This is a genomic window from Kitasatospora sp. NPDC056327, from assembly GCF_042261735.1.
Taxonomy (GTDB): Bacteria; Actinomycetota; Actinomycetes; order Streptomycetales; family Streptomycetaceae; genus Kitasatospora.
Window position 1 is genome coordinate 15772 of the sequence record NZ_JBHJRC010000046.1, and the last position, 21816, is coordinate 37587.

Sequence of the window (21816 nt, forward strand, 5' to 3'; positions counted from 1 at the left end):
AGTGAGCAGCGAACCGCTCGGCCAGTACGGAGCCCAGTACGCCCAGCCGTACGTGCACCAGCGCCGCACCTACCTGATCGGCAAGGCCCGCCCGAACGCGCCGATCGGCCGGAACCGGGAGTCCGGCGAGATCGTGCTGATCATCTTCGGGGCGTTCCTCGGCATGGCCTGGGGCCTGATGATGCCGGTGCTGCCGTTGCGCATCGCCGGTCTGGTGGGTCTGCCGGCGCTGGCGATCGCGGCGGTGTACGTGCCGTACCGGCGGCGGACGTTCTACAAGTGGGTGGAGATCAGCCGCACCTACCGGCGGACGGTCCGCAGCGGCCGGGCGGTGTGGAAGTCGGACGCGATGGACGCCGGGACGCGGCTGAACGGCCGTGAGGTGGAGATCGGGCCGCCGCCGGGGGTGGGGCGGCTGCGCTGGCTGTCGGCGCCGTTCGGGCCGGACGAGGTCGGGGTGCTGATGCACCTGGAGCGGCGGACGGTGACGGCGGCGATCGAGATCGAGGGCCCGGGCGTCGGGTTGCGCGACTCGGAGGACCAGGAGGCGCTGGTCGACCGGTTCGGGACGCTGCTGAAGCACGTCGCGAACGGGGACGGCTTCGTGACCCGGCTGCAGATCCTGGCCCGGACCCTGCCGGCCGACCCGGACGCGCACGCGAAGGACGTGGAGCGGCGCGGCGACCCGGGCGCGCCGCGCTGGCTGCAGGAGTCGTACGACCAGTTGCAGTCGATGGTGTCGACCTCGTCGGAGCAGCACCGGGCGTACCTGGTGGCGTGCATGCACTACACCCGGGACCTCGCGGCGGAGGCGCACGCGATGGGGCGGACGGCGACCGGGCGGCGGGCCCGGGACGACGAGGGCCTGGCCGCGGTGATGGCCCGTGAGCTGACCGACATCTGCGCGCGGCTGGCGGAGGCGGACATCCGGGTGCGGCAGCCGCTGGGGCAGGCTCGGCTCTCCTCGCTGCTGCACTCGATGTACGACCCGGACCACCCGATCGACCACATCCAGGCGATGTCGAAGCGCAACGCCTGGCCGGCCGAGCTGGACGCGACCAACCCGCAGCACCTGGAGGCGAAGACCCGCGAGTCGGCGACCCGGGAGCCCTGGTGCCACGCCACCGCGTGGATCAAGGAGTGGCCGCTGACCCCGGTCGGCGTGAACTTCCTGGCGCCGCTGCTGGTGCACACTCCGGACGTGATCCGGACGGTGGCGGTGACGATGGACCTGGAGCCCACCGACGTCGCCATCGAGCGGATGCTGACCGAGAAGACCAACGACGACGCGGAGGCGAGCCGCGCCGCCAAGATGAACCGCACGATCGACCCGCGCGACCTGGCGCACAGCGGCCGGGTGGACCAGCGCGGTGACGACCTGGCGTCCGGCGCGGCCGGCGTGAACCTGGTCGGGTACATCACGGTCTCCTCGCGCAACCCCGACGCGCTGGCCCGGGACAAGCGGACGATCCGCGCGTCCGCGGGCAAGAGCTACCTGAAGCTGGAGTGGTGCGACCGCGAGCACCACCGCGCGTTCGTCAACACCCTGCCGTTCGCCACCGGCATCCGCCGCTGAGCGGGCCCGGCGACTGATCTGGAGGCTCTCCCATGGCGATCGGCAACCTGAGCGACGCGTTCATCAGCCTGATGTTCGGGAAGGTGGAGACCACCCGGCTGCCGGTGCGCACGTCCACCGGCCAGGCGCAGGCGGTGTACCTGCCCACCGCCGCGCCGGGGCTGGGCGACTCCGGGGTGATCATCGGGCGCGAGGTGTACAGCGGCAAGGGGTACGTGTACGACCCGTTCCAACTGTACGGCCAGCAGCTGCCGGCCCCGCACTGGCTGGTGCTGGGCGAGTCCGGCAACGGCAAGTCGGCGCTGGAGAAGACGTACGTGCTGCGCCAGCTGCGGTTCCGGGACCGGCAGGTGGTGGTGCTGGACGCGCAGGGCGAGGACGGGGTCGGCGAGTGGAACCTCATCGCCAACGCGCTGGGCATAAAGTCGATCCGGCTGGACCCGATGGCGGCCCGGGACGGCGGGGTGAAGCTCAACCCGCTGGACCCGGCGATCACCCAGACCGGTCAGCTGTCGCTGCTGCGCACCATCGTCGAGGTGGCGATGGGGCGCGGACTGGAGGAGCGGGCCGGCTTCGCGCTGAAGGCCGCGCACGCGCACGTGGTGGCGACGGTCCTGGACCGCCAGCCGGTGCTGGACGACATCATCGACACCCTGCGCAACCCCGAGCTCTCCTCGGTGGAGTCGCTGGGCGTCGCGGTGGACGAGGTGCAGTCCTGGGGCCTGGACGTCGCGCTGGTGCTGGACCGGCTGGTCGACGGTGACCTGCGGGGCATGTTCGACGGCTCGACCACCGAGGGCATCGACCTGGACGCGCCGCTGATCGTCTTCGACCTGTCGCACATCGACCGCAACTCGATCGCGATGCCGATCCTGATGGCGATCGTCGGGGTCTGGCTGGAGCACACCTGGATCAGGCCGGACCGCAAGAAGCGGATCTTCCTGGTGGAGGAGGCCTGGCACATCATCAACAGCCCGTTCGTGGCGCAGCTGTTCCAGCGGCTGCTGAAGTTCGGCCGCCGGCTGGGCCTGTCCTTCGTCGCCGTGGTGCACCACCTGTCGGACGTGGTGGACGGCGCGGCGGCCAAGGAGGCCTCGGCGATCCTCAAGATGGCCTCCACCCGGACCATCTACATGCAGAAGGCCGAGGAGGCGAGAGCCACCGGCCGGGTGCTCGGTCTGCCGCGCTGGGCGGTGGAGATCATCCCCACGCTCTCGCCGGGCATCGCCGTCTGGGACGTCAACGGCAACGTCCAGGTGGTGAAGCACATCATCACCGAGGCGGAGCGGCCGCTGGTCTACACCGACCGCGCGATGACCGAGGACGCGGTGGCCGAACGGGTCCGCGCCGACCGGCAGTTGGCGGCCGAGCCGGGCGTCTGAGACCGGCCCCCGCACGGACCCCGCCGGCCACCGGCGGACGGCGGCGGACGGCGGTGCGGGGGAGCCCCGGGCGGGCCGCGGAGCCGCGCCCGGGAGTGAAAGTCCGATGACGATTCGTCTGTGGGTAACCCTGTCGTTACGTCCGGGGGCCTGACAGCTACGCGCGTTGACCCTAGGCTGCACTCGCGCAACGACACTCGTCTCGCGCGCCCGGGCCTGTCCACAGGTGGGCGCTCTCACAGGTGCAGGGGACCCCCTACATGCTCTCCGTCAGAACCCGACGGTCGGTGCTCGCCGTCGTCGCCGCGGCCGGCCTCGTCGGCACGGTGGCCATGCCGTCCGCGGCCCAGGCCGCGACCGCCAAGAAGCCCAGGACCGTCAACCTCCAGCTGCTGGCGATCAACGATCTCCACGGCAACCTGGAGCCCCCGGCCGGCTCCTCCGGCACCATCCGGGAGATCGACCCGGCCACCGGTCAGCCGGTCAGCACCCCGGCCGGCGGCGTCGAGTACCTCGCCACCGCGCTGCGCCAGGCGCGGATCCCCGCCGACGACTCGATCACCGTCGCCGCCGGCGACCTGATCGGCGCCTCCCCGCTGACCTCGGCGCTCTTCCACGACGAGCCCACCATCGAGGCGCTGGACAAGCTCGGCCTGGACGTCACCTCGGTCGGCAACCACGAGTTCGACGAGGGCTCCGCGGAACTGCTCCGCCTGCAGAACGGCGGCTGCCACCCGACCGACGGGTGCTACGAGGAGGGGCGCAGGTTCAAGGGCGCCAACTTCAACTACCTGTCGGCGAACGTCACCAGCGAGAAGACCGGCAAGCCGCTGCTGGCCCCGTACTGGGTGACCAAGTCCCAGGGCGTCAAGGTCGGCTTCATCGGTGTCACCCTGGAGGGCACGCCGAACATCGTGACCGCCGAGGGCGTCAAGGGCCTCAAGTTCGCCAACGAGGTCGCCACGATCAACAAGTACGCCGCCGAGCTGAAGGCCAAGGGCGTCAACTCGATCGTCGCGCTGATCCACGAGGGCGGCCTGCCGGCCAGCAGCACCTACAACTACGACTGCGGCGCGGCGGGCGAGGGCGTCTCCGGCCCGATCGTCGACATCGCCAAGAAGATCGACCCGGCCGTCGGCGCCATCGTCACCGGCCACACCCACAACGCGTACGCCTGCACCATCCCCGACCCGCAGGGCGTGCCGCGCTCGGTGACCAGCGCCGCCTCCTTCGGCCGGCTCTACACCGAGATCGACCTGAAGCTCGACAGGACCACCGGCACCATCGTGCGCCCGTCGGTCAAGGCCGAGAACCACATCGTGCGCCGGACGGTCGAGAAGGCCCCGGACATGACCGAGCTGATCGGCCACTACTCCAAGCTGGCCGCGCCGATCGCCAACCGTCCGATCGGCTACATCGCCTCGGACATCAACGGCCGCGGCAACGCGGACCCGGAGAAGCCGCTCGGTGACGTGATCGCCGACGCCCAGCAGACCGGTCTCGCCGCCGCGGACAAGGGCGGCGCCCAGGTCGCGTTCATGAACCCCGGCGGCATCCGCGCCGATCTCGTCCACAAGGCCAGCGGGGCCGAGGGCGACGGCGTGGTGACCTACGGCGAGGCGTTCGCGGTCCAGCCGTTCACCAACATGATGCAGGTCAAGACGCTGACCGGCGCCCAGCTGATCCAGCTGCTGCAGCAGCAGGTCAGCGGCTCCAACGAGGCCTCGCCGAAGATCCTCCAGCCGTCCAGGAGCCTCGCCTACACCCTGGACATGCGGAACAAGGGCGCGGACCGGGTCGTCGTCGACTCGATCCGCCTCGACGGCGCGCCGGTCGACCCGGCCGCCAAGTACCGCGTCGCGGCGAACGAGTTCCTGGCCGGCGGCGGCGACGGCTTCCCGGCCTTCGCGGCCGGCACCGACAAGCTCGTCGGCCCGTCCGACCTGGACGTCTTCGCCGCCTACCTCGGTGCCAACAGCTCGGCCGCCGCGCCGCTGAAGGCTCCGGCGCAGGACCGCATCAAGATCATCGGCCCGGGCGGCGCCACCGGCTGAGCCGGGGGTCGCCGGCCGTGAGCCGGCCGGGGCGGGGCGCTGTCGGGGCGCCCCGCCCCTTTTTCGTGCCCTACTCGGGGGCGGGACCGCCCGGGAGCCGGACGGTGGCCAGGGTGCCCGGGCCGCCGTCCGGGGCCGGGCCGAGCGACACCTCGCCGCCCGCCTCCCGCACGCTCTGCGCGACGATCGACAGCCCGAGGCCCGAGCCCGGGAGCTGGCGGGAGGACGGGGAGCGCCAGAAGCGGTCGAAGACGTACGGCAGCTCGTCCGGGGGGATGCCCGGCCCGTGGTCGCGGACCGTCAGCACGCCGCGGTCGAGCCGGACCTCGATGGTGCCGCCCGGCGGGCTGTACTTCACCGCGTTGTCCAGGAGGTTGATGACCGCGCGCTCCAGGGCGGCGGCGTCGGCGTGCACGTACCAGGGCGCGGTGGCGGTCTCGAAGACCAGCCCCGGACCGCGCAGCTCGGCGCGCTCCACGGCCCGCTCGGCGATCTCGTGCACGGCGACGACGGCGAGCGTGCGGACCGGCTTGGGGGAGTCCGGGCGGGAGAGCTGGAGCAGGTCGCCGATCAGCACGGTCAGCTCCTGCATCTGGGCCTTCATGTTGCCGAGCAGCTTGGTGCGGGTGGCGGGCGGGAGGGGGCGGCCGGTGTCGTCGCTGCGGATCAGCAGGTCGACGTTGGTGCGCAGGGAGGTGAGCGGGGTGCGGAGCTCGTGCCCGGCGTCGGCGATCAGGCGGGTCTGCCGCTCGCGGGAGTTGGCGAGGGCGGTGCTCATGGCGTTGAAGGAGGTGGAGAGCCGGGCGATCTCGTCCTCTCCGTGGACGGGGATGGTGGTGCCGACCTCCTCGGTGCGGGCGATGTGCTCGACGGCGTCGCTGAGCCGGTCCACGGGCTTCAGCGCGGAGCGGGCGACCAGCCGTCCGGCGAGGCCGGCGAGGATGACGCCGCCGAGGGCGACGCCGCCGAGGAGGAGGGCGAGCTGACGGAGGGACTCCTCGACGGGTTTGGTCGGGAGCGCGTTCAGCACGACGATCTTCTCGCGGGTCTCGCGGTCGAAGTACCAGGCGACCTTGACCATCGCCGGAGTGCCGTCGGTGTAGCTGCCGGTGCGGGTCCGGGAGTCACCGGCATCGAGCGCGAGGATGGTCCGGTCGCTCGGAAGGAGCTCGATGGCCTTGCTCGACGTGCTCCGGAGGCAGACCGTGGACAGGTCGGGGGTGACCACCTGGGAGTCGAAGCGGGGTGGATCGCTGGAGACGATCTGGGCGGACTGGACCTTGGCCAGTGCCTCCTGCGGAGTCTTGGCGCAGATGAGCTTCGTGAGCGCGGCCGGGGCCGGGGGCAGCGGGGGCGCACTGGCGAGGTCCTGTTTGATCAGGTCGTACTGCTTGCGTTCGACGATGAACCAGCAGGCCAGGGCCGAGAGCGCGATCGCCACCGCGACCGCCGCCGCGGTGAGGAAGGCGAGCCGGCTGCGCAGGGAGCGGGCACGGTACCAGGTGGTGAGCCGGTTGCGGCGCGGTACGCGGGGCGGGTTGAGCGGGGGCGGCGGGACGGTGGGGCTCACGCGGCGGTGCCGGCGGCCGGGCGGAGCGCGTAGCCGACCCCGCGGACGGTCTGGATGAGCCGGGGCAGGCCGTTCTGCTCGGTCTTGCGGCGCAGGTACATCACGTAGACGTCCAGCGAGTTGGACGAGGGCTCGAAGTCGAACCCCCAGACCGCCTTGAGGATCTGTTCGCGGGTGAGCACCTGGCGGGGGTGGGCGAGGAACATCTCCAGCAGCATGAACTCGGTGCGGGTCAGTTCGACCGGCCGCCCGGCCCGGGCGACCTCGCGGGTCGCGGTGTTCATCCGGAGGTCGGCGAAGGCCAGGACGTCGCTCTCCTCCTCGACGGCGGCGGCCCGGGCGGCGGCCTCGGAGGCCAGCGCGTTGCGGCGCAGCAGGGCGCGCACCCGGGCCAGCAGCTCGTCGAGTTCGAAGGGCTTGGCGAGGTAGTCGTCGGCGCCGACGTCGAGGCCGGTGACCCGGTCGCCGACGGCGTCGCGGGCGGTGAGCATCAGCACGGGGACGGTGTCGCCGCGCGAGCGCATCCGGCGGACGGCGGTGAGGCCGTCCATCCGGGGCATCATGATGTCGAGCAGGACGAGGTCCGGCCGGTCGCGTTCGACGGATTCGAGCGCCTCGTAGCCGTCGGTGGCGGTGGCGACCTCGTAGCCCTCGAAGGCGAGGCTGCTCTCCAGGGCGTCCCGGAGCGCGGGTTCGTCGTCGACCACGAGGAGCCGGGCGGTGGTCTGCTGCCCGGGCTCGGCGGGGGTGCGGTCGTCGGCGGACGGGGTCATCGGCGGTTGCCCTTTCTGATGGCGGGAGGGCCTGCTCGGGTCAATTGTCGGACGTGGTCAGACGTTCTGGCCGGACTGCAGCTTCGGCAGCACCTGCTTGATGTCGTCGATCGGGATGGCGAAGCCGAGGCCGACGCTGCCGGCCCCGCTGCCGCCGGCCGTGGCGCTGGAGCCGCTCGGCGAGTACATCGCGGAGTTGATGCCGATGACCTTCCCGCTCGCGTCGATCAGCGGGCCGCCGGAGTTGCCGGGGTTGAGCGCGGCGTCGGTCTGGAAGGCCTGGTAGGTGGTGGTCTCGCCGCCGCTCTGCGGGGTGCTGCCGCGCAGGCCGGGCAGCTGGGGGAAGCCGAAGCCGCCGTTGCCGCTGGTGGTGCCCTCGTCGAGCTGGACGGTGACCTCGCGGTGCTCGGCGCTGATGATGCCGGAGGTGACGGTGCCGGTGAGGCCCTCGGGGTTGCCGATGGCGACGACGGGGTCGCCGACCGCGACGCCGGCGGAGTCGCCGAGGGTGGCGGGGGTCAGGCCCTTGGCGTCGCCCGCGGTGATGACGGCGGCGTCCAGGGCCTTGTCGGTGCCGGTGAGGGTGGCGCGGGCGGTGGAGCCGTCGTGGAAGGTGACGGTGATCCGGCCGCCGCCGGCCGCGCCGGAGACCACGTGGTAGTTGGTGAGGATCTGGCCGTTGCCGGTGAGGACGACTCCGGTGCCGGTGGCGCTGCCGCTGCCGGTCTGCACGGTGATCTGGACGACGCTGGGCGCCGCGGCGGCCGCGACGGCGGCGACGTCGGCGCTGCCGTCGGAACGGGCGGCGACCGGGCCGGCGAGGACGCCGGTGCGGCCGGCGGAGCCGTGGTCCCGGGCGGCGACCAGGCCGCCGGTGACCCCGCCGAGGACGGCGGCGATCGCGGCGACGGCGGTGACCAGGGCGAGCCTGCCGCGCAGCAGGCCGCGCCGGGCGCGGTGGCCGGGGCCGCCGGGGGAGGCGGTGGGCTGGTCCGCCCCGGGCGGGAACGGCGGGACGGGGGGAGGGGGCGGGGTGCCGGCCGCAGGGTGGGCGGCGGTGCCGTACCCGCCGCCGCCGTACGCGTCGCCGTCGCCGGTACCGGGGTACCCGGCCTCCTGGTGTCCGGCGTCCTGGTAGCCGGTGCTCCCGTGGACGCCGCCGCCGAGCACGGTGCCCGGGACGATCCGGGGCTGTCCGGTCCCGTACGGGCCGTCGAAGGGCTCGCGGTCGTCCCGCTCGCCGCCGTCGTGCTGCCGCCACTGCTGGTGATCGCTCATGGCGACCAACGTCCGCCCGGTGGATGAGAATCCGGTGAGAGCCCGCTCAGAAGGTCCCGAGAAGCCTGTTGACTTCTCATAAAGCCTGGTCAGGCTAGGCGCCGGCGCCGTCCGGCGAGCAGCCGCAGGAACGCCTCACGACCAGGCGGGACGGGAAGGTGCGGACCCGTTCGGTGTCCGAGCCGGGCACCATCAGCGAGTCGTCCAGCACCAGGTCCACCGCCGCCCGGGCCATCGCGTCGCGGTCGGAGGCGACGGTGGTCAGCGGCGGGTCGGCCAGCGCGGCCTCCGGCACGTCGTCGAAGCCGGCCACCGCGAGGTCCTCCGGCACCCGCAGGCCCAGCTCGCGGGCGGCCCGCAGCACGCCGATGGCCTGGTCGTCGGTGGAGCAGAAGATCGCCGGGGGCCGGTCCGCGGAGCCGAGCAGGCCGAGCGCGACGTCGTACGCGCCGTAGCGGTGGAAGGGCGCGTCGACGAGGTGCGGCGCGGTGGGCAGGCCGTGCGCGTCCATGGCGCGCTGCCAGCCCTCGACGTGGTCGATGACCGGGTCGCCGGGGGCGGGGGACTCGACCGGGCCGCCGAAGCACGCCACGTACGGGTGCCCGTGCACCTCCAGCAGGTGGCGCACGACGGTCTCGGCGCCGGCCACGTCGTCGGTGACCACCGCGACATCGTCGATCGCCTCGGGGCGGCGGTGCAGCAGGACGACCTTCGCCCCCTCCATGGCGGCGAACTCCTCCGCGGCCCGCTGGGAGGGGCCCTGGCTGACCAGGATCAGGCCGGAGACCCGCATGCCGAGGAAGGCACGGACGTAGTGGACCTCGCGGTCGTCGACGTAGTCGGAGTTGCCGATCAGCACGAGCTTGCCGCGCTCGGAGGCGGCCCGTTCGACGGCGTGCGCCATCTCGGCGAAGAACGGCTGGCGGGCGTCCGGGACGACCATGCCGATCAGGTTGGTGCGGCGGGAGGCCATCGCCTGGGCGACGCTGTTCGGCCGGTAGCCGAGCTGGTCGATCGCGGCGAGCACCTTCTCACGGGTGGCGGGCGCGACCGGCCGCGGCCCGTTGTTGATCACGTAGCTGACGACCGCGGTCGAGGTCCCAGCCAGTCGGGCTACATCGTCGCGCGTCACCTTGGCCACGGGGGGAGTCTACGCGGGTGGCGTGCGCCCGGGCAGTGGGGATCTCCGGCGGAGGACGGCCTGTCGGCGGGGCCCTCCGGACGGGACGGGGCGAATCGGGACAGGCCGGGCGGGGCGGCTCGGCGCGGGGCCGCCCGGCCGGTCCGGTCAGACGTCCAGGGCCGCCGGAGAGCGCCGGGCGGGCGGCTCGGCGCGGTCGTTCCGGTCGGTCCGCTCGCCCTTGTCGCCCTTGTCGGGGACGACGAAGCGGTAGCCGACGTTGCGGACGGTGCCGATCAGTCCCTCGTGTTCGACGCCGAGCTTGGCGCGCAGCCGCCGGACGTGCACGTCGACCGTCCGGGTGCCGCCGAAGTAGTCGTAGCCCCAGACCTCCTGCAGCAGCTGGGCACGGGTGAAGACCCGGCCGGGGTGCTGGGCGAGGTACTTGATCAGCTCGAACTCCTTGAAGGTGAGGTCGAGCACCCGGCCCTTGAGCCTGGCGGAGTAGGTGGCCTCGTCGACCGAGAGGTCGCCGGTGCGGATCTCCATCGGGCTGTCGTCGGTGGTCACCTGGAGCCGGCCGAGGGCGAGCCGCAGCCGGGCCTCGACCTCGGCGGGGCCGGCGGTGTCGAGCAGGACGTCGTCGACGCCCCACTCCGCGGTGACGGCGGCCAGGCCGCCCTCGGTCACCACCAGGATCAGCGGACAGCCGATGCCGGTGGAGCGCAGCAGCTGGCACAGGCTGCGGATCTGCGGCAGGTCGCGCCTGCCGTCGACCAGGATGACGTCGGCGCTGGGCGTGTCGACCAGGGCGGCGCCCTCGGCGGGGGCCACCCGGACGTTGTGCAGCAGCAGGCCGAGCGCGGGCAGGACCTCCGCGGAGGGCTGCAGCGCGTTGGTGAGGAGGAGCAGAGAACTCATACCCGGTAGTCCCCTTTCCGGGTCGTCGCGGTAGCGGTCCGGCCGCCGCCACAGCCGGATGGCGCACGTGCTGGTGAGGGGGAGGAGACGGACGTCCGGTGGGAAGCGGTGGACCCGCCGGGCCGCGTGGCGGGGCGGGGCACGTGCCGGAGGTCCCGCAACCCCGGGTGCACCGTTTCTGCCCTGCTCATCCCGCGAACCTTCCGGTCCTGGCCCGTCCCGGGCGGCGGCCCGGAGCCGGCGTCGTCCGACGCCCCGGCCCGGTCCCGGCACGTCGTTGTGCCGCGCGGGGCGGGGGCGGTCCCTGCGGTGCGCCGGGGGTGGGCCGACGATTCGCAAGGACGTCCGTACTGGCGTCCTGAAAGCACAAAAGGATCCGGGGGCGACTCTGCCCGGATCCCTCAGGGGTCGAGGATAGCCGACCGTCCCGCGCGCCGGGAGGGCTCGAAAGCGGCGGTTCGGCCTTTTCGGACGCGCCCCGGGTGAGTCCCGCCACAGCTCCGCGACGGCGCCGCCGGGCGCCCGGCCAGGGCGATTGCCGCTCGTGCGGGCGAACACGCCATCATGGGACGCGCATCGGCGGCACCGTGCGCGTACTCCTTTCGGGCGAGGCGCGGCTGCGGCCGGTGGTGGACCCGGCCGGGACACCCGGCCCCGGGCGAGGACGACGAGAAGGGGTTGCCATGGGCGCGACCACCGGGCACGACCCGGCGGCCGCCGTTCGGGTGAGCGGGACGATCCGCTACTGGGCGGCGGCGAAGTCGGAGGCCGGGCTGGCCGAGGAGCCGTACCTGGCGGCGACCCTGGCCGGGGCACTGGCGGACGCCAGGGAGCGGCACGCGGACCGGCCGAAGCTGGTCCGGCTGCTCGGACACTGCTCCTACCTGGTGGACGGCTCGCCGGTGGGCGGCCGTGACCACGCGGCCGTGGTCCTCACCGAGGGCGGCACCGTCGAGGTCCTCCCCCCGTTCGCGGGCGGGTGAGCGGCGTGACCGGAACGAACGGAAACCCCGGGGGCCGGCCGGTGCCGCCCCCGGACCAGCAGCAGCCGCCGTACCAGCAGCATCCGCAGCAGCACCCGTACGGGCAGCAGCCGCCGCAGGGCGTTCAGCACCAGCAGGAGGCGTACGGGCAGCAGCCCGGGCAGCCCCTCCATCCGTACGCCCCGCAGCAGGCGTACGCGCCGGATCCCTACGCGCAGCAGGGGCAGGCGGCGCAGCCGTACGCCCCCGGCGCGGGCCACGCGCCGTACGGGCAGCAGGCCTACGGGCAGCAGGCGTACGGGGCCGGCCCGGGCGCCGGACCGGGTATGGACGACGCGACGGCGCTCCTCCCGCCGGTGCCGCCGGTGGACGACGCCACGGCGGTGCTGCGGATGGACGACGCCACGGCGGTGCTGCCGCCCGTGCCGCCGGTGGACGACGCGGCCGCGACCGCGCTGCTCCCGCCGGTGCCGGCCTCGGGGCCGTTGCCGTCCGCTCCGGCGCGCGGTCCGGCCCGGGCGCCGTACCCCGCCGGGGCGCCGTACGGCGGGGCCCCGGCCCCCAGCCGGGCCCCGGGACAGGACCGGCAGCCGTTCCGGGACCGGGGCGGGGCGCACGCGCGCCCCTACGCGCCGACGCCTGCCCCGGCCCCCACCCCGGTCCCGGCTCCGGAGCAGGCCCCGGCGCTGGACCAGCCGACCATGACACTGAAGCGTCCGGAGCCCCCGGCTCCCGTGCTGACCGACCCGGCCGCCGCCCGCGCGGCGCGTGCCGCCCGGGCGGCGCAGAACGCCCACGCCGGGCCCGCGGGACCGGCCCCGCAGCCGTTCCCGCCCGCGGCCCCCGCGCCGCTCCCCGCCCAGCCCTTCCCGGCCCCCGCTCCGGCGGCCCCCGCCGTCCGGACCGGTTCGCCGATCCACGACCCCGGCCTCCAGCCGGCCCTGATCACCGCCGGCGCCGCCGCGCTGCTGGCCGGCGGCGCGGCACTCGGCCAGATCGGGCTCGCGCTGGTGCTCGTCCTGCTCCAGGGCCTGACGGCGGCCGGCTGGTTCCGGCTGAACGGCATGTGGCCGGCCCGGCAGGGCATCGCGCTGGCCGCGCTGTCCGGCGTGGTCGCCGACGTCGCGGTGCTGCTGGCCGACGCGGACGGTGGCACGGCCGCGGTGGTCGGCACGCTCGGCGGCTTCTTCCTGCTGGTCCTGGTGCTCCAGACGTTCCGGCCGGCGGATCCCAAGGAGCGGTTCTACGCGCTCACCGTGCTCGGTTCGGCCACCGTGGTGACGGTGCTCTGCACCACGCTGCTGCTGGCCGACCGGGTGCCGGCGGCGGTCGGGGCGGTCGCGCTGGCGACCCTGCTCGCGGCCGCGCCGCTGCCCGGCCCGGCATGGCTGGGCCCGCTGCTCGGCCTGCTCGCGGCGGCCGGACTGGGCCTCGCGGTCGGCGCCCCGCCGTTCCTGGGCGTGGCGGCGGGCCTCGGCGCGCTGATCGGCCGGCGGGTGGCCGGGTACGACTTCCCGTCCCGGTTCGTGCACATGACGGCGGGTGTGGCCCTGCCGCTCGCGGTGTCCGCCCCACTGGTCTGGATCGCCACCGCGCTGCTCGGCTGACCGCCGCCGGGTGGGCCCGGCCCACCCCGACGTCCCGCCCCGGAACCATGCTCCGGGGCGGGACGTCGTACGGTCGAGCGGAAGGGGCCGCACCGGAACGGCCGGCTCCGCCGGACGCGGCCACGACGAAGGCGGCCACGACGGGCGAGCCCACGACCGACGAGGCCACGACCGACGAGGCCGCGTACCGGGCCACGGCGGACCGCGGCGAACGACAGCGACGGCGACCGGCGACGACGGGGGAGAGCGATGCGCGGCTGGCTGAAGACGACGATCGGCCTGGTGGTGCTCTCGGGGGTGCTGGTGGGTGCCGACCGGATCGCCGTCGGCGTCGCCGAGGACGAGGCGGCCGACCAGATCCTGCGGAGCGGCCGGATGAGCCAGAAGCCCGAGGTCTCGATCGAGGGCTTCCCGTTCCTCACCCAGGTCGTCTCCCGGAAGCTGGACGACGTGCGGATCTCCTCGGACGGACTGACCGTCGGCGAGGGCAAGGACAAGGTCGCCCTGCACGGGTTCCGGGCCGAGCTGTCCGGGGTCGAGGTGAGCGGCAACATGAGCAGCGCCACCGTGGACCGCGGGACCGGTTCCGGCCTGATCTCCTACGCGGACCTGTCCCGGCTGATGCCGCCGGCCTCGGAGCTGGTGCCGAACGCGGGCCGGCTCTCGCTCGGCGGCAACACCCGGCTGAGCCTCTCCTACGGCGGTCCGGGCAAGGTGAAGGCCTCCCTGGGGCCGTTCCCGGTCGGCGAGGCGGCGGTGCGCAGCGAGGGCAACACCGTGACGGTGGACGGTTTCCGGCTGAGCGCGATGGCCACCCTGCTGGCCGGGGTGGCCGACCAGTCCCTCGACCCGGTCAGCTTCACCCTCGCGGCGCTGCCCGCCGGGCTGAACCTGTCCTCGGTCACTCCGCAGGAGGACGGGCTCCGGCTGGCCTTCGACGGCAAGGGCGTCAAGCTCATCGGCTGATCCCGTCGCCGTCCCTCCCCGTTCCGCTCCGCGAGACGCGCTGTCCAGTACCGGCCGCGGAGCGGTGCCGTACCGCCTCCCGGGGCCGGGGCCGTGCGCCCGCCGTTCGTGCCCCGGCCGGTTCCCGACGCCCATGAAATGGTCAAATCCCAACATGTGAGCCATCTGGTCTCGCTATTCGATACGCTGATGACAGCGGGCGCCGGGTGTCCCTAGCATCGTCGGCATGAAGCGACAGACGGACCTCACCAAGCGGCGGGCGGTAGACCTGTGCCGCGTGGCCGCCTGTCTGTGTCGAATGCGTTAACTCGGCGTCTTGGCAGGGCAATTGCCGCCCGCCGCCGATCTTCTCCGGTGACTTGGACCGGCCCGTGCGGCCGGGCGTCGCCCCGTACTTCGCAACTCCCCGCCCGGCCGCCCCGTGCACCGCCTTCCGTCCCACCATTCGGACAGAAATTCGGACCGGTGGCCGACGGGCGACCCGCACCACCGCTGAGCAGCAGCACCCGAAGCAGCAGCACCTTCCGCCAACCGCCCCCGGATGGAGAACATCACCATGAGCCGCAGCGACGTCCTGGTCGACGCCGACTGGGTCCAGGCCCACCTGGACGACCCGAAGGTCGTCATCGTCGAGGTCGACGAGGACACCTCCGCCTACGACAAGAACCACATCCGCAACGCGGTCCGGATCGACTGGAAGAGCGACCTCCAGGACCCGGTCCGCCGCGACTTCATCGACCAGGCCGGCTTCGAGGCGCTGCTCAGCGCCAAGGGCATCGCCAACGACGACACCGTCGTCCTGTACGGCGGCAACAACAACTGGTTCGCCTCGTACGCCTACTGGTACTTCAAGCTGTACGGCCACGGTGACGTCCGCCTGCTCGACGGCGGCCGCAAGAAGTGGGAGCTGGACTCCCGCGACCTGGTCGCCGAGGTGCCGCAGCGCGCCGCGACCGAGTACCGGGCGCAGCCCGCCGACTCGTCGATCCGCGCCTTCCGCGACGACGTGCTCGCCGCCATCGGCACCCTGAACCTGGTCGACGTCCGCTCGCCCGACGAGTTCTCCGGCAAGCTGCTCGCCCCGGCCCACCTCCCGCAGGAGCAGTCGCAGCGTCCCGGCCACGTGCCGACCGCGAGCAACATCCCGTGGGCCAAGAACGCCAACGACGACGGCACCTTCAAGAGCGACGACGAGCTCAAGGCCCTGTACGAGGCCGAGGGCGTCGACCTGGCGACGGACACCATCGCCTACTGCCGCATCGGCGAGCGCTCCGCGCTCACCTGGTTCGTGCTGCACGAGCTGCTCGGCCAGGAGAACGTGAAGAACTACGACGGCTCCTGGACCGAGTACGGCAGCCTCGTCGGCGTGCCGATCGAGCTCGGCAACTGAGCCCCCGGCTCCACCCGTAAGGCAGAAGGGAAACAGGACAATGTGCGGTGCGAAGGCCGGCGGCCCGGACCTGGCAGGAGTTGACGTGGCGAACGAGACGATCATCCAGGGTTCGGTGACCCGCGACGGAGAGCCGGTCAACGGCTACGTCCGACTGCTCGACGAGGGCGGCGAGTTCACGGCCGAGGTGCCCACCTCGGCGACCGGCCAGTTCCGGTTCTTCGCCCGCCCGGGCAAGTGGACCCTGCGGGCGCTCATCCCGGGCCAGACCGTGGACCGCCAGGTGGTCGCGTCCCAGGGCAACCTGACCGAGGTCGCCATCGCCGTCTGACCGGCGGCGACGCGAAGGCTGTACGACCGGAGGGCCCCTGCCGCGCAGGGGCCCTCCGGCCTACCGTGGAAGGGTGCAGTCCCGCCGGCGGCGCCGCCACTACTTCGCCATGATGGGCCTCTGTCTGGGCCTCTTCGTCCTGGCCTGGGGAGTCGTGCGCTTCTTCTCGGTCCCGGCGGCGGTCGGGATGTGCGTGGTCGCGATGGTGATCCCGCCCGTCGCGGCGGTGTTCGCCAACCGGCGCGACCCCGGGGACGACTGGTGGGACGACCCGCGCTGGGAGGACCCGAAGTGGGACGACCCCGGCCACGACCGGGACCGCCCCGACCGCGAACCCCGTTCGTAGGGGCGGGCACCCGGCACGTCACGGGCGCCTCCGCGAGGAGGGGACGGGCGCCCCCGTCAGTAGACGAGCGCCCGCACGTCGTCGGCCATGATCTCGCTGACGAAGACCTGCGCGCCCGCGATCCGGACGCCCTCGACGGTGTCCCGCTGCTCGATGCCGCGCCGGGCCGCGCACTGGGTGCAGAGCGTGACCGTGCCGCCGGCCAGGATCGACTCCAGCAGGTCCGGCAGCGGCGCCGCGTGCGGCAGCTCGAACTCCGCCGCGCGTCCGGGCAGGGCGAACCAGGCCGACTCGCCGGTCAGCCAGAGCGAGACCTCGATGCCGCTGGCGACGGCCACCGCCGCGACGGTGAACGCCTGCGAGCACCGCTCCGGCGCGTCGGCACCGGCGGTCACCTTGATGACGAGCTTCTTCTGCGAGTCCATGCCGACACCCTAGATCGCCGACGTGGTGGGGCTCACCGAGACCCGTCGGCACCCGCCGGATAGAGTGACGCCAGCAAAACCATCACACTGTCGCCGCCCTGGGAGCCCCCCGTGTCCGGTCTGGAAATCTTCTTCGACGGTCTGCTGGCCCTCATGGCCGTGCTGATCACCTGGTTCGCCATCTTCTCCGTGATGAAGCTGTACCAGGGCCAGCGCTGAGCGACTGCCGTACGGTTGAAGTACTCCCGCACCGACGACAGCGACCAGGAACATGATCGAGATCCCCTCTGACCTCCACAGGGACGTCGTCCCGCTGGCCTTCCTCCTCGGTACCTGGGAGGGCGCGGGCGTGTACGCCCCTCTGCCGGGTGAGGGGGACCCCGGCACCGAGAAGTGCAACTTCGGCCAGGAGATCGTCATCCGCCACGACGGACGGCCCTTCCTGGAGTTCCGCTCCCGCACCTGGGTGCTGAACGGCGAGGGCGAGAAGGTCCGTCCGCTGGAGAACGAGCACGCCTTCTGGCGCATCACCAGCAACCAGCACGGCACCAGCGGTGCCCGCGGGATCGAGATCTCCTCCGTCCGCGACGACGGCACCGTGGAGATCTGGTACGGCGAGCTGGCCGACGGCAAGCCGCAGGTCGACGTCTCCACCGACGCGGTGGCCCGGATCGAGGGCTCGCCGGAGTACTCGGGCGGCAAGCGCCTCTACGGCTTCGTCAACGAGGAACTGCTCTGGGTCGGCGAGAAGGCCGCCCCGAACGTCCCGCTGCGTCCGTACATGTCCGCGCAGCTGCGCAAGGTGCTCTCGCCGGCCCAGCTGGTCAAGGACATCAACGACCTGCCGGACGACGGCATCGCGTTCTTCAAGTAGGCCCGCGGGCGGGTGCGGCGCCGGGTCCGGCCGCCGTCCCGGGTCGTACACGGGTAGGGACCGGCCCCGGGCCGGTCCCTACACTGGGTTCAGGACCCCCGACGTTTGGCAGGGACAGGACCGTGGCGGACACCGGCACCACCGACTGGCAGCTCTCCGGCGACTGGAAGGCCGACCTGCGCGAGCGCGGGTACCGGCTCACGCCGCAACGGCAGCTCGTGCTGGAGGCGGTCGACGCGCTCGACCACGCCACTCCGGACGACATCCTCTGCCACGTGCGGCAGACCGCCAGCGGCGTCAACATCTCCACCGTCTACCGGACCCTGGAGCTGCTGGAGGAGCTGGGGCTGGTCTCGCACGCCCACCTCGGCCACGGCGCCCCCACCTACCACCTGGCCGGCCGCCACCACCATCTGCACCTGGTCTGCCGGGACTGCGAGAAGGTCACCGAGACCGGCACCGAGATCGCCCAGCCGCTGATCGACAGCCTGCGCGAGCGGCACGGCTTCGACACCGACCTCAAGCACTTCGCCATCTTCGGCCGCTGCGCCGACTGCACCGCCGGGCGCGCCGCGGAGCAGCCGTAAGCTTGCCGGTATGACCGGTGTGAAGAGTCCGCTGCTTGCGCTGCCCGGAGCCGTCCCCGCCGAGGGGACCGACGAGGGCGTCGCCGCCCACTACGGCGACCTCTTCCGGGAACAACGGAACCTCGCCCGGGGCACGGGCTTCGTGGACCTCTCGCACCGCGGCGTCCTCACCGTCACCGGTGCGGACCGGCTGGCCTGGCTGCACCTGCTGATCACCCAGCACGTCAGTGCGCTGCCCCCGCAGCAGGCCACCGACGCGCTGGTGCTCTCCGCCAACGGGCACGTCGAGCACGCCCTCTACCTGGTCGACGACGGCACCACCACCTGGGTGCACGTCGAGCCCGGCACCCAGCAGGCGCTGGCCGCCTACCTGGAGAGCATGAAGTTCTTCTACCGGGTCGAGGTCGCCGACGTGACCGCCGACCACGCGGTGGTCCACCTGCCGGCCGGCTCCACCGCCTCCGCCGAGGGCGCGGCGGCCGTCCGCGAACTGTCCCACGGGCGGGACCTCTTCCTGCCGCGGGCCGGCCTCGCGGCGCTGACGGAGGGCTACGGCCCGGCGGCCGGCGTCTGGGCGTACGAGGCGCTGCGGATCGAGGACCACCGGCCGCGGCTCGGCTTCGAGACCGACCACCGGACCATCCCGCACGAGGTGGACTGGCTCGGCAGCGCCGTGCACCTGCAGAAGGGCTGCTACCGGGGGCAGGAGACCGTCGCCCGGGTGCACAACCTGGGGCGCCCGCCGCGCCGGCTGGTCTTCCTGCACCTGGACGGCACCGAGGAGGTGCTGCCCCCGCACGGGGCGGAGGTGCGGCTCGCCTCGGACCCGCAGGGGCGGGCGCTCGGCTTCGTCGGCTCCTCGGCCCGCCACCACGAGCTGGGACCGATCGCGCTGGCCGTCGTGAAGCGGAACGTGCCGGTGGACGCGGTGCTGCTGGCCGGTACGGTGCCGGGGACGCAGGACGTGATCGTTCCGCAGTAGCCCGGCCCCGCTCCGCGCCGGCCGGTCCGCCCGGCCGGCGCGGCTACACCTCGACGAGGACGGTGAACGGGCCGTCGTTCACCAGCGAGACCTTCATGTCCGCGCCGAAGCGCCCGGTGCCGACCTCGGCGCCGAGCGCGCGCAGCTGCGCCACCACCTCGTCCACCAGCGGCTCGGCGACCGCTCCGGGCGCGGCGGCGTTCCAGGTGGGCCGGCGCCCCTTGCGGGCGTCGCCGTAGAGCGTGAACTGGCTGATCACCAGCAGCGGCGCCCCGATGTCCGAGCAGGACCGCTCGACACCGTTCTCGTCGGCTTCGAGCAGCCGCAGCGTCCAGAGCTTGCGGGCCAGCTGGGCCGCCTTGGCGGGGGTGTCGTCGTGGGTGACGCCGACCAGGACGCAGAGCCCGGGCCCCTCGATCGCGCCGACGGTCTCCCCGGCCACCGTCACCCTGGCCCCGGTCACTCGCTGCACCACTGCTCGCATGCGGGTCATTGTGCCGGTCGGGGGCGGGGGCGTGAGCAGGACCCCCCGGAGCGCTCGAAGGCCTGGCGCGCGCCGGGTAGCGTGCGCCTGCGCGTCTCTTGGCGCCGCTCTCCCTGCGAAAAGCTTCGGTCGTATCAGCCACCCCTCTTCGCCAGGGGGCCGTTCGGGTGCACGGGCGGTGCGGCGGCGGCGGGCGGGGTGGCACGCTGGGGGACCGTACGAGGACGCCTCCACCACCCCGCCGCACCGGACGGGGCGGCCGGGCGCGTCCGAGGTCCGGGGCGCCGGGGTCCGCCGCGCCGGGCCCGGTTCGGCCGGGCGGTCGAGCCGGTAGGTCAGGCGTTCTGGTCGGGTCGCCCCGGTGGGTGGCCGTGGCCGGGGGCGGGAACCATCGCGGGCGTCCGGGCGTGCCTCCGGACGGGTGTGCGTCACGGGTGCGCGCGGAGGTTGACGGGCCGGACCGGCGGCAGGCGACGGGGTGCCGCGAGCGGGCGGGATCGGGACGACGGCAGGTGGGTTGGTTGATGGACGCGATCGGCACGGCGCAGGACCGCTACGGGCGGCCGCCCGAGGGGCCGGGGGCCGCCCCCGAGCCGGACCTCGGACGGCTGGGCCTGGACCAGCTGCGGACCCTGCGCCGGGACACCCTGGAACAGGAGGAGGACCTCTCCTACCTGCGGCGGCTGCTGCACGGCCGGATGGACATCCTGCTGGCCGAGCTGGACCGCCGGCCCGGCGGCGCGGCCCGGCCCGCGGACGCGGCGGAGCCGGCCGGCGCCCTGCTGGAGCGGCTGCCGGCCATCCTGGCGGACGTGCCGTCCACCGTCCGCCGCTCGGCCCGGCACGTCACGCTGGGGCCGCCGCGCGGGCAGCGGTCCGGGCTGGAGGCGGACGCGCTGATGGGCGACGTCCAGCTGGCCGACCTGGGCGCGCACCCGGCGGAGGAGCTGCTCGCGGCGCTGGAGCGGCTGCGCGCGCACGAGCGCGAGGTGTCCGGCCGGCGGCAGCGGCTGCTCAGGACGGCGGACGGCTGCAACGCGGAGATCACCCGCAGGTACCGTGATGGGGAAGCACGGGTCGACGACCTGCTCGCGGGCGGCCCGCTCTGACAGGTGCGGGGGCCGCCGGGGGCGGGTCCGGGCCCGGCTCGCCCCCGGTTCACCCTCGCCTCCGGAAGGCTTCCGCCATGTCCAGTTCCGCCGCCCCGCCCGTGCTCGCCGAAGTGGTCCGCTCGGGTTTCGTCGAGGGCCGGCACCACGGCTCGCTGGTGCTGCTCGCCGCCGACGGCTCGGTCGAGTTCGCGCTGGGCACGCCGGAGGCCCCGGTCTTCCCGCGTTCGTGTGCCAAGCCCTTCCAGGCGGTGGCCACCCTGCGGGCCGGACCGACGATCGAGGGGGAGCTGCTGGCGCTGGCGGCCTCCAGCCACTCCGCAGAATCGTTTCATCTTGACGGTGTGCGGCGGATCCTCGCCGCTGCGGGGCTCGACGAGTCCGCCCTGCGCACCCCGGCCGACCTCCCGCTCGACGACGTGGAGGCGGAGCTCCACCTGCGCCGGGGCGGCGACCGCGAGCCGATCCTGATGGACTGCTCCGGCAAGCACGCCGGCTGGCTGGCCGCCTGCGCGGCCAACGGCTGGCCCACCGACAGCTACCTCGACCCCGCCCACCCGATCCAGCGGCTGGCCCGCGAGGCCCTGGAGGAGTCCGTCGGCGAGCCGGCCGGGCACGCCGGGGTGGACGGCTGCGGCGCGCCGCTGCTGGCCGTCAGCCTGACCGGACTGGCCCGCGGCTACCGGGCGCTGCTGCTGGCCGGGGCCGGCACCCCGCAGCGCCGGGTCGCCGACGCGATGCGGGCGCACCCCGAGTACGTGGCCGGCACCCGCCGTGCCGACACATGGCTGATGCGGGCGGTGCCGGGCGCGCTGGCCAAGATGGGCGCCGAGGCCGTCCAGGTGGTGGCCCTGCCGGACGGCCGGGCACTCGCCTTCAAGATCGAGGACGGTGCCGAGCGGGCCCGCGGCCCGGTGCTGGCCGCCGCGCTGCGCCGGCTCGGGGTGACCACCGGGGACGGCACGCTCGACCGGATCGGCGCCGCCCCGCTGCTGGGCGGCGGCGTCCCGGTCGGCGGGGTCCGCGCGGCCTTCTGACCCCCGCCCGCGGGCTGCCGG

Annotated in this window: 22 protein-coding genes; 15 read left to right on the forward strand and 7 right to left on the reverse strand. The window is 73.8% G+C overall.

The window, feature by feature from the left end:
- The first annotated feature begins 1 nt into the window (after position 1).
- The 3 genes from ACFCX4_RS09900 (at position 2) to ACFCX4_RS09910 (ending at position 5012) form a co-directional block, all read left to right on the forward strand.
- Complete coding sequence (locus tag ACFCX4_RS09900; RefSeq protein ID WP_376140254.1) at positions 2–1576, forward strand: SCO6880 family protein; 1575 nt, start codon at positions 2–4, stop codon at positions 1574–1576.
- 32 nt (positions 1577–1608) lie between these two features.
- On the forward strand, positions 1609–2958 hold the full coding sequence (locus ACFCX4_RS09905; RefSeq protein WP_376140256.1) for an ATP-binding protein: 1350 nt from the start codon (positions 1609–1611) through the stop codon (positions 2956–2958).
- Between the two features lie 260 nt (positions 2959–3218).
- Positions 3219–5012 (forward strand): bifunctional metallophosphatase/5'-nucleotidase, encoded by a 1794-nt coding sequence (locus tag ACFCX4_RS09910; RefSeq protein WP_376140258.1) that lies wholly within the window; start codon positions 3219–3221, stop codon positions 5010–5012.
- 70 nt (positions 5013–5082) lie between these two features.
- Here the strand turns inward: ACFCX4_RS09910 and ACFCX4_RS09915 are convergent, their stop codons facing one another.
- The 5 genes from ACFCX4_RS09915 to ACFCX4_RS09935 all read right to left on the reverse strand — a co-directional run bounded on the left by ACFCX4_RS09915 (position 5083) and on the right by ACFCX4_RS09935 (position 10674).
- Positions 5083–6582, reverse strand: a complete 1500-nt coding sequence (locus tag ACFCX4_RS09915) for a sensor histidine kinase (RefSeq protein WP_376140260.1) — start codon at positions 6580–6582, stop codon at positions 5083–5085.
- Complete coding sequence (locus ACFCX4_RS09920; protein WP_376140262.1) at positions 6579–7355, reverse strand: response regulator transcription factor; 777 nt, start codon at positions 7353–7355, stop codon at positions 6579–6581. The genes ACFCX4_RS09915 and ACFCX4_RS09920 overlap by 4 nt, the downstream gene beginning before the upstream one ends.
- Before the next feature lie 57 nt (positions 7356–7412).
- Positions 7413–8633 (reverse strand): S1C family serine protease, encoded by a 1221-nt coding sequence (locus ACFCX4_RS09925; RefSeq protein ID WP_376140264.1) that lies wholly within the window; start codon positions 8631–8633, stop codon positions 7413–7415.
- Positions 8634–8727: 94 nt separating this feature from the next.
- Entirely contained in the window at positions 8728–9774 is a 1047-nt protein-coding gene (locus ACFCX4_RS09930; protein ID WP_376140266.1) for a LacI family DNA-binding transcriptional regulator, read from the reverse strand.
- Between the two features lie 147 nt (positions 9775–9921).
- Complete coding sequence (locus ACFCX4_RS09935; protein ID WP_376140268.1) at positions 9922–10674, reverse strand: response regulator transcription factor; 753 nt, start codon at positions 10672–10674, stop codon at positions 9922–9924.
- Positions 10675–11357: 683 nt separating this feature from the next.
- Between ACFCX4_RS09935 and ACFCX4_RS09940 the strand changes: the two genes are divergently transcribed.
- The 7 genes from ACFCX4_RS09940 to ACFCX4_RS09970 all read left to right on the forward strand — a co-directional run bounded on the left by ACFCX4_RS09940 (position 11358) and on the right by ACFCX4_RS09970 (position 16297).
- Positions 11358–11657 carry a MoaD/ThiS family protein gene (locus ACFCX4_RS09940; protein WP_376140270.1) on the forward strand — a complete coding sequence of 100 codons (300 nt, stop codon included), beginning with the start codon at positions 11358–11360 and terminating at the stop codon, positions 11655–11657.
- A gap of 5 nt (positions 11658–11662) precedes the next feature.
- Positions 11663–13264: a hypothetical protein gene (locus ACFCX4_RS09945; RefSeq protein WP_376140272.1), complete on the forward strand. Its 1602-nt coding sequence runs from the start codon at positions 11663–11665 to the stop codon at positions 13262–13264.
- 249 nt (positions 13265–13513) lie between these two features.
- Complete coding sequence (locus tag ACFCX4_RS09950) at positions 13514–14230, forward strand: DUF2993 domain-containing protein (protein ID WP_376140274.1); 717 nt, start codon at positions 13514–13516, stop codon at positions 14228–14230.
- Between the two features lie 226 nt (positions 14231–14456).
- Positions 14457–14537, forward strand: coding sequence for an Ms5788A family Cys-rich leader peptide (locus ACFCX4_RS09955; protein WP_350517234.1), 81 nt, complete (start codon positions 14457–14459; stop codon positions 14535–14537).
- A 249-nt stretch (positions 14538–14786) separates the two neighbouring features.
- On the forward strand, positions 14787–15620 hold the full coding sequence (locus tag ACFCX4_RS09960; RefSeq protein WP_376140276.1) for a sulfurtransferase: 834 nt from the start codon (positions 14787–14789) through the stop codon (positions 15618–15620).
- A gap of 40 nt (positions 15621–15660) precedes the next feature.
- Positions 15661–15951, forward strand: a complete 291-nt coding sequence (locus ACFCX4_RS09965; RefSeq protein ID WP_030397542.1) for a DUF1416 domain-containing protein — start codon at positions 15661–15663, stop codon at positions 15949–15951.
- 73 nt (positions 15952–16024) lie between these two features.
- Positions 16025–16297: a DUF3099 domain-containing protein gene (locus ACFCX4_RS09970; protein ID WP_376140278.1), complete on the forward strand. Its 273-nt coding sequence runs from the start codon at positions 16025–16027 to the stop codon at positions 16295–16297.
- A gap of 56 nt (positions 16298–16353) precedes the next feature.
- Here the strand turns inward: ACFCX4_RS09970 and ACFCX4_RS09975 are convergent, their stop codons facing one another.
- Positions 16354–16722, reverse strand: coding sequence for a DsrE family protein (locus tag ACFCX4_RS09975; protein ID WP_376140280.1), 369 nt, complete (start codon positions 16720–16722; stop codon positions 16354–16356).
- A 271-nt stretch (positions 16723–16993) separates the two neighbouring features.
- On the opposite strand from ACFCX4_RS09975, the gene ACFCX4_RS09980 reads away from it, so the two are divergent.
- From ACFCX4_RS09980 to ACFCX4_RS09990, 3 genes are all read left to right on the forward strand, one after another.
- Positions 16994–17596 (forward strand): FABP family protein, encoded by a 603-nt coding sequence (locus ACFCX4_RS09980; protein WP_376140282.1) that lies wholly within the window; start codon positions 16994–16996, stop codon positions 17594–17596.
- Positions 17597–17718: 122 nt separating this feature from the next.
- Positions 17719–18183, forward strand: coding sequence for a Fur family transcriptional regulator (locus ACFCX4_RS09985; RefSeq protein ID WP_376140284.1), 465 nt, complete (start codon positions 17719–17721; stop codon positions 18181–18183).
- 19 nt (positions 18184–18202) lie between these two features.
- Entirely contained in the window at positions 18203–19165 is a 963-nt protein-coding gene (locus ACFCX4_RS09990; protein ID WP_376140295.1) for a YgfZ/GcvT domain-containing protein, read from the forward strand.
- Between the two features lie 43 nt (positions 19166–19208).
- On the opposite strand, the gene dtd is transcribed toward ACFCX4_RS09990, so the two are convergent.
- Entirely contained in the window at positions 19209–19649 is a 441-nt protein-coding gene (dtd, locus tag ACFCX4_RS09995; RefSeq protein WP_376140287.1) for a D-aminoacyl-tRNA deacylase, read from the reverse strand.
- 524 nt (positions 19650–20173) lie between these two features.
- Here dtd and ACFCX4_RS10000 point away from each other — a divergent pair.
- Positions 20174–20758, forward strand: coding sequence for an ABC transporter substrate-binding protein (locus ACFCX4_RS10000; RefSeq protein WP_376140289.1), 585 nt, complete (start codon positions 20174–20176; stop codon positions 20756–20758).
- 77 nt (positions 20759–20835) lie between these two features.
- Positions 20836–21795 carry an asparaginase gene (locus ACFCX4_RS10005; protein WP_376140291.1) on the forward strand — a complete coding sequence of 320 codons (960 nt, stop codon included), beginning with the start codon at positions 20836–20838 and terminating at the stop codon, positions 21793–21795.
- The last annotated feature ends 21 nt before the right edge of the window (positions 21796–21816 follow it).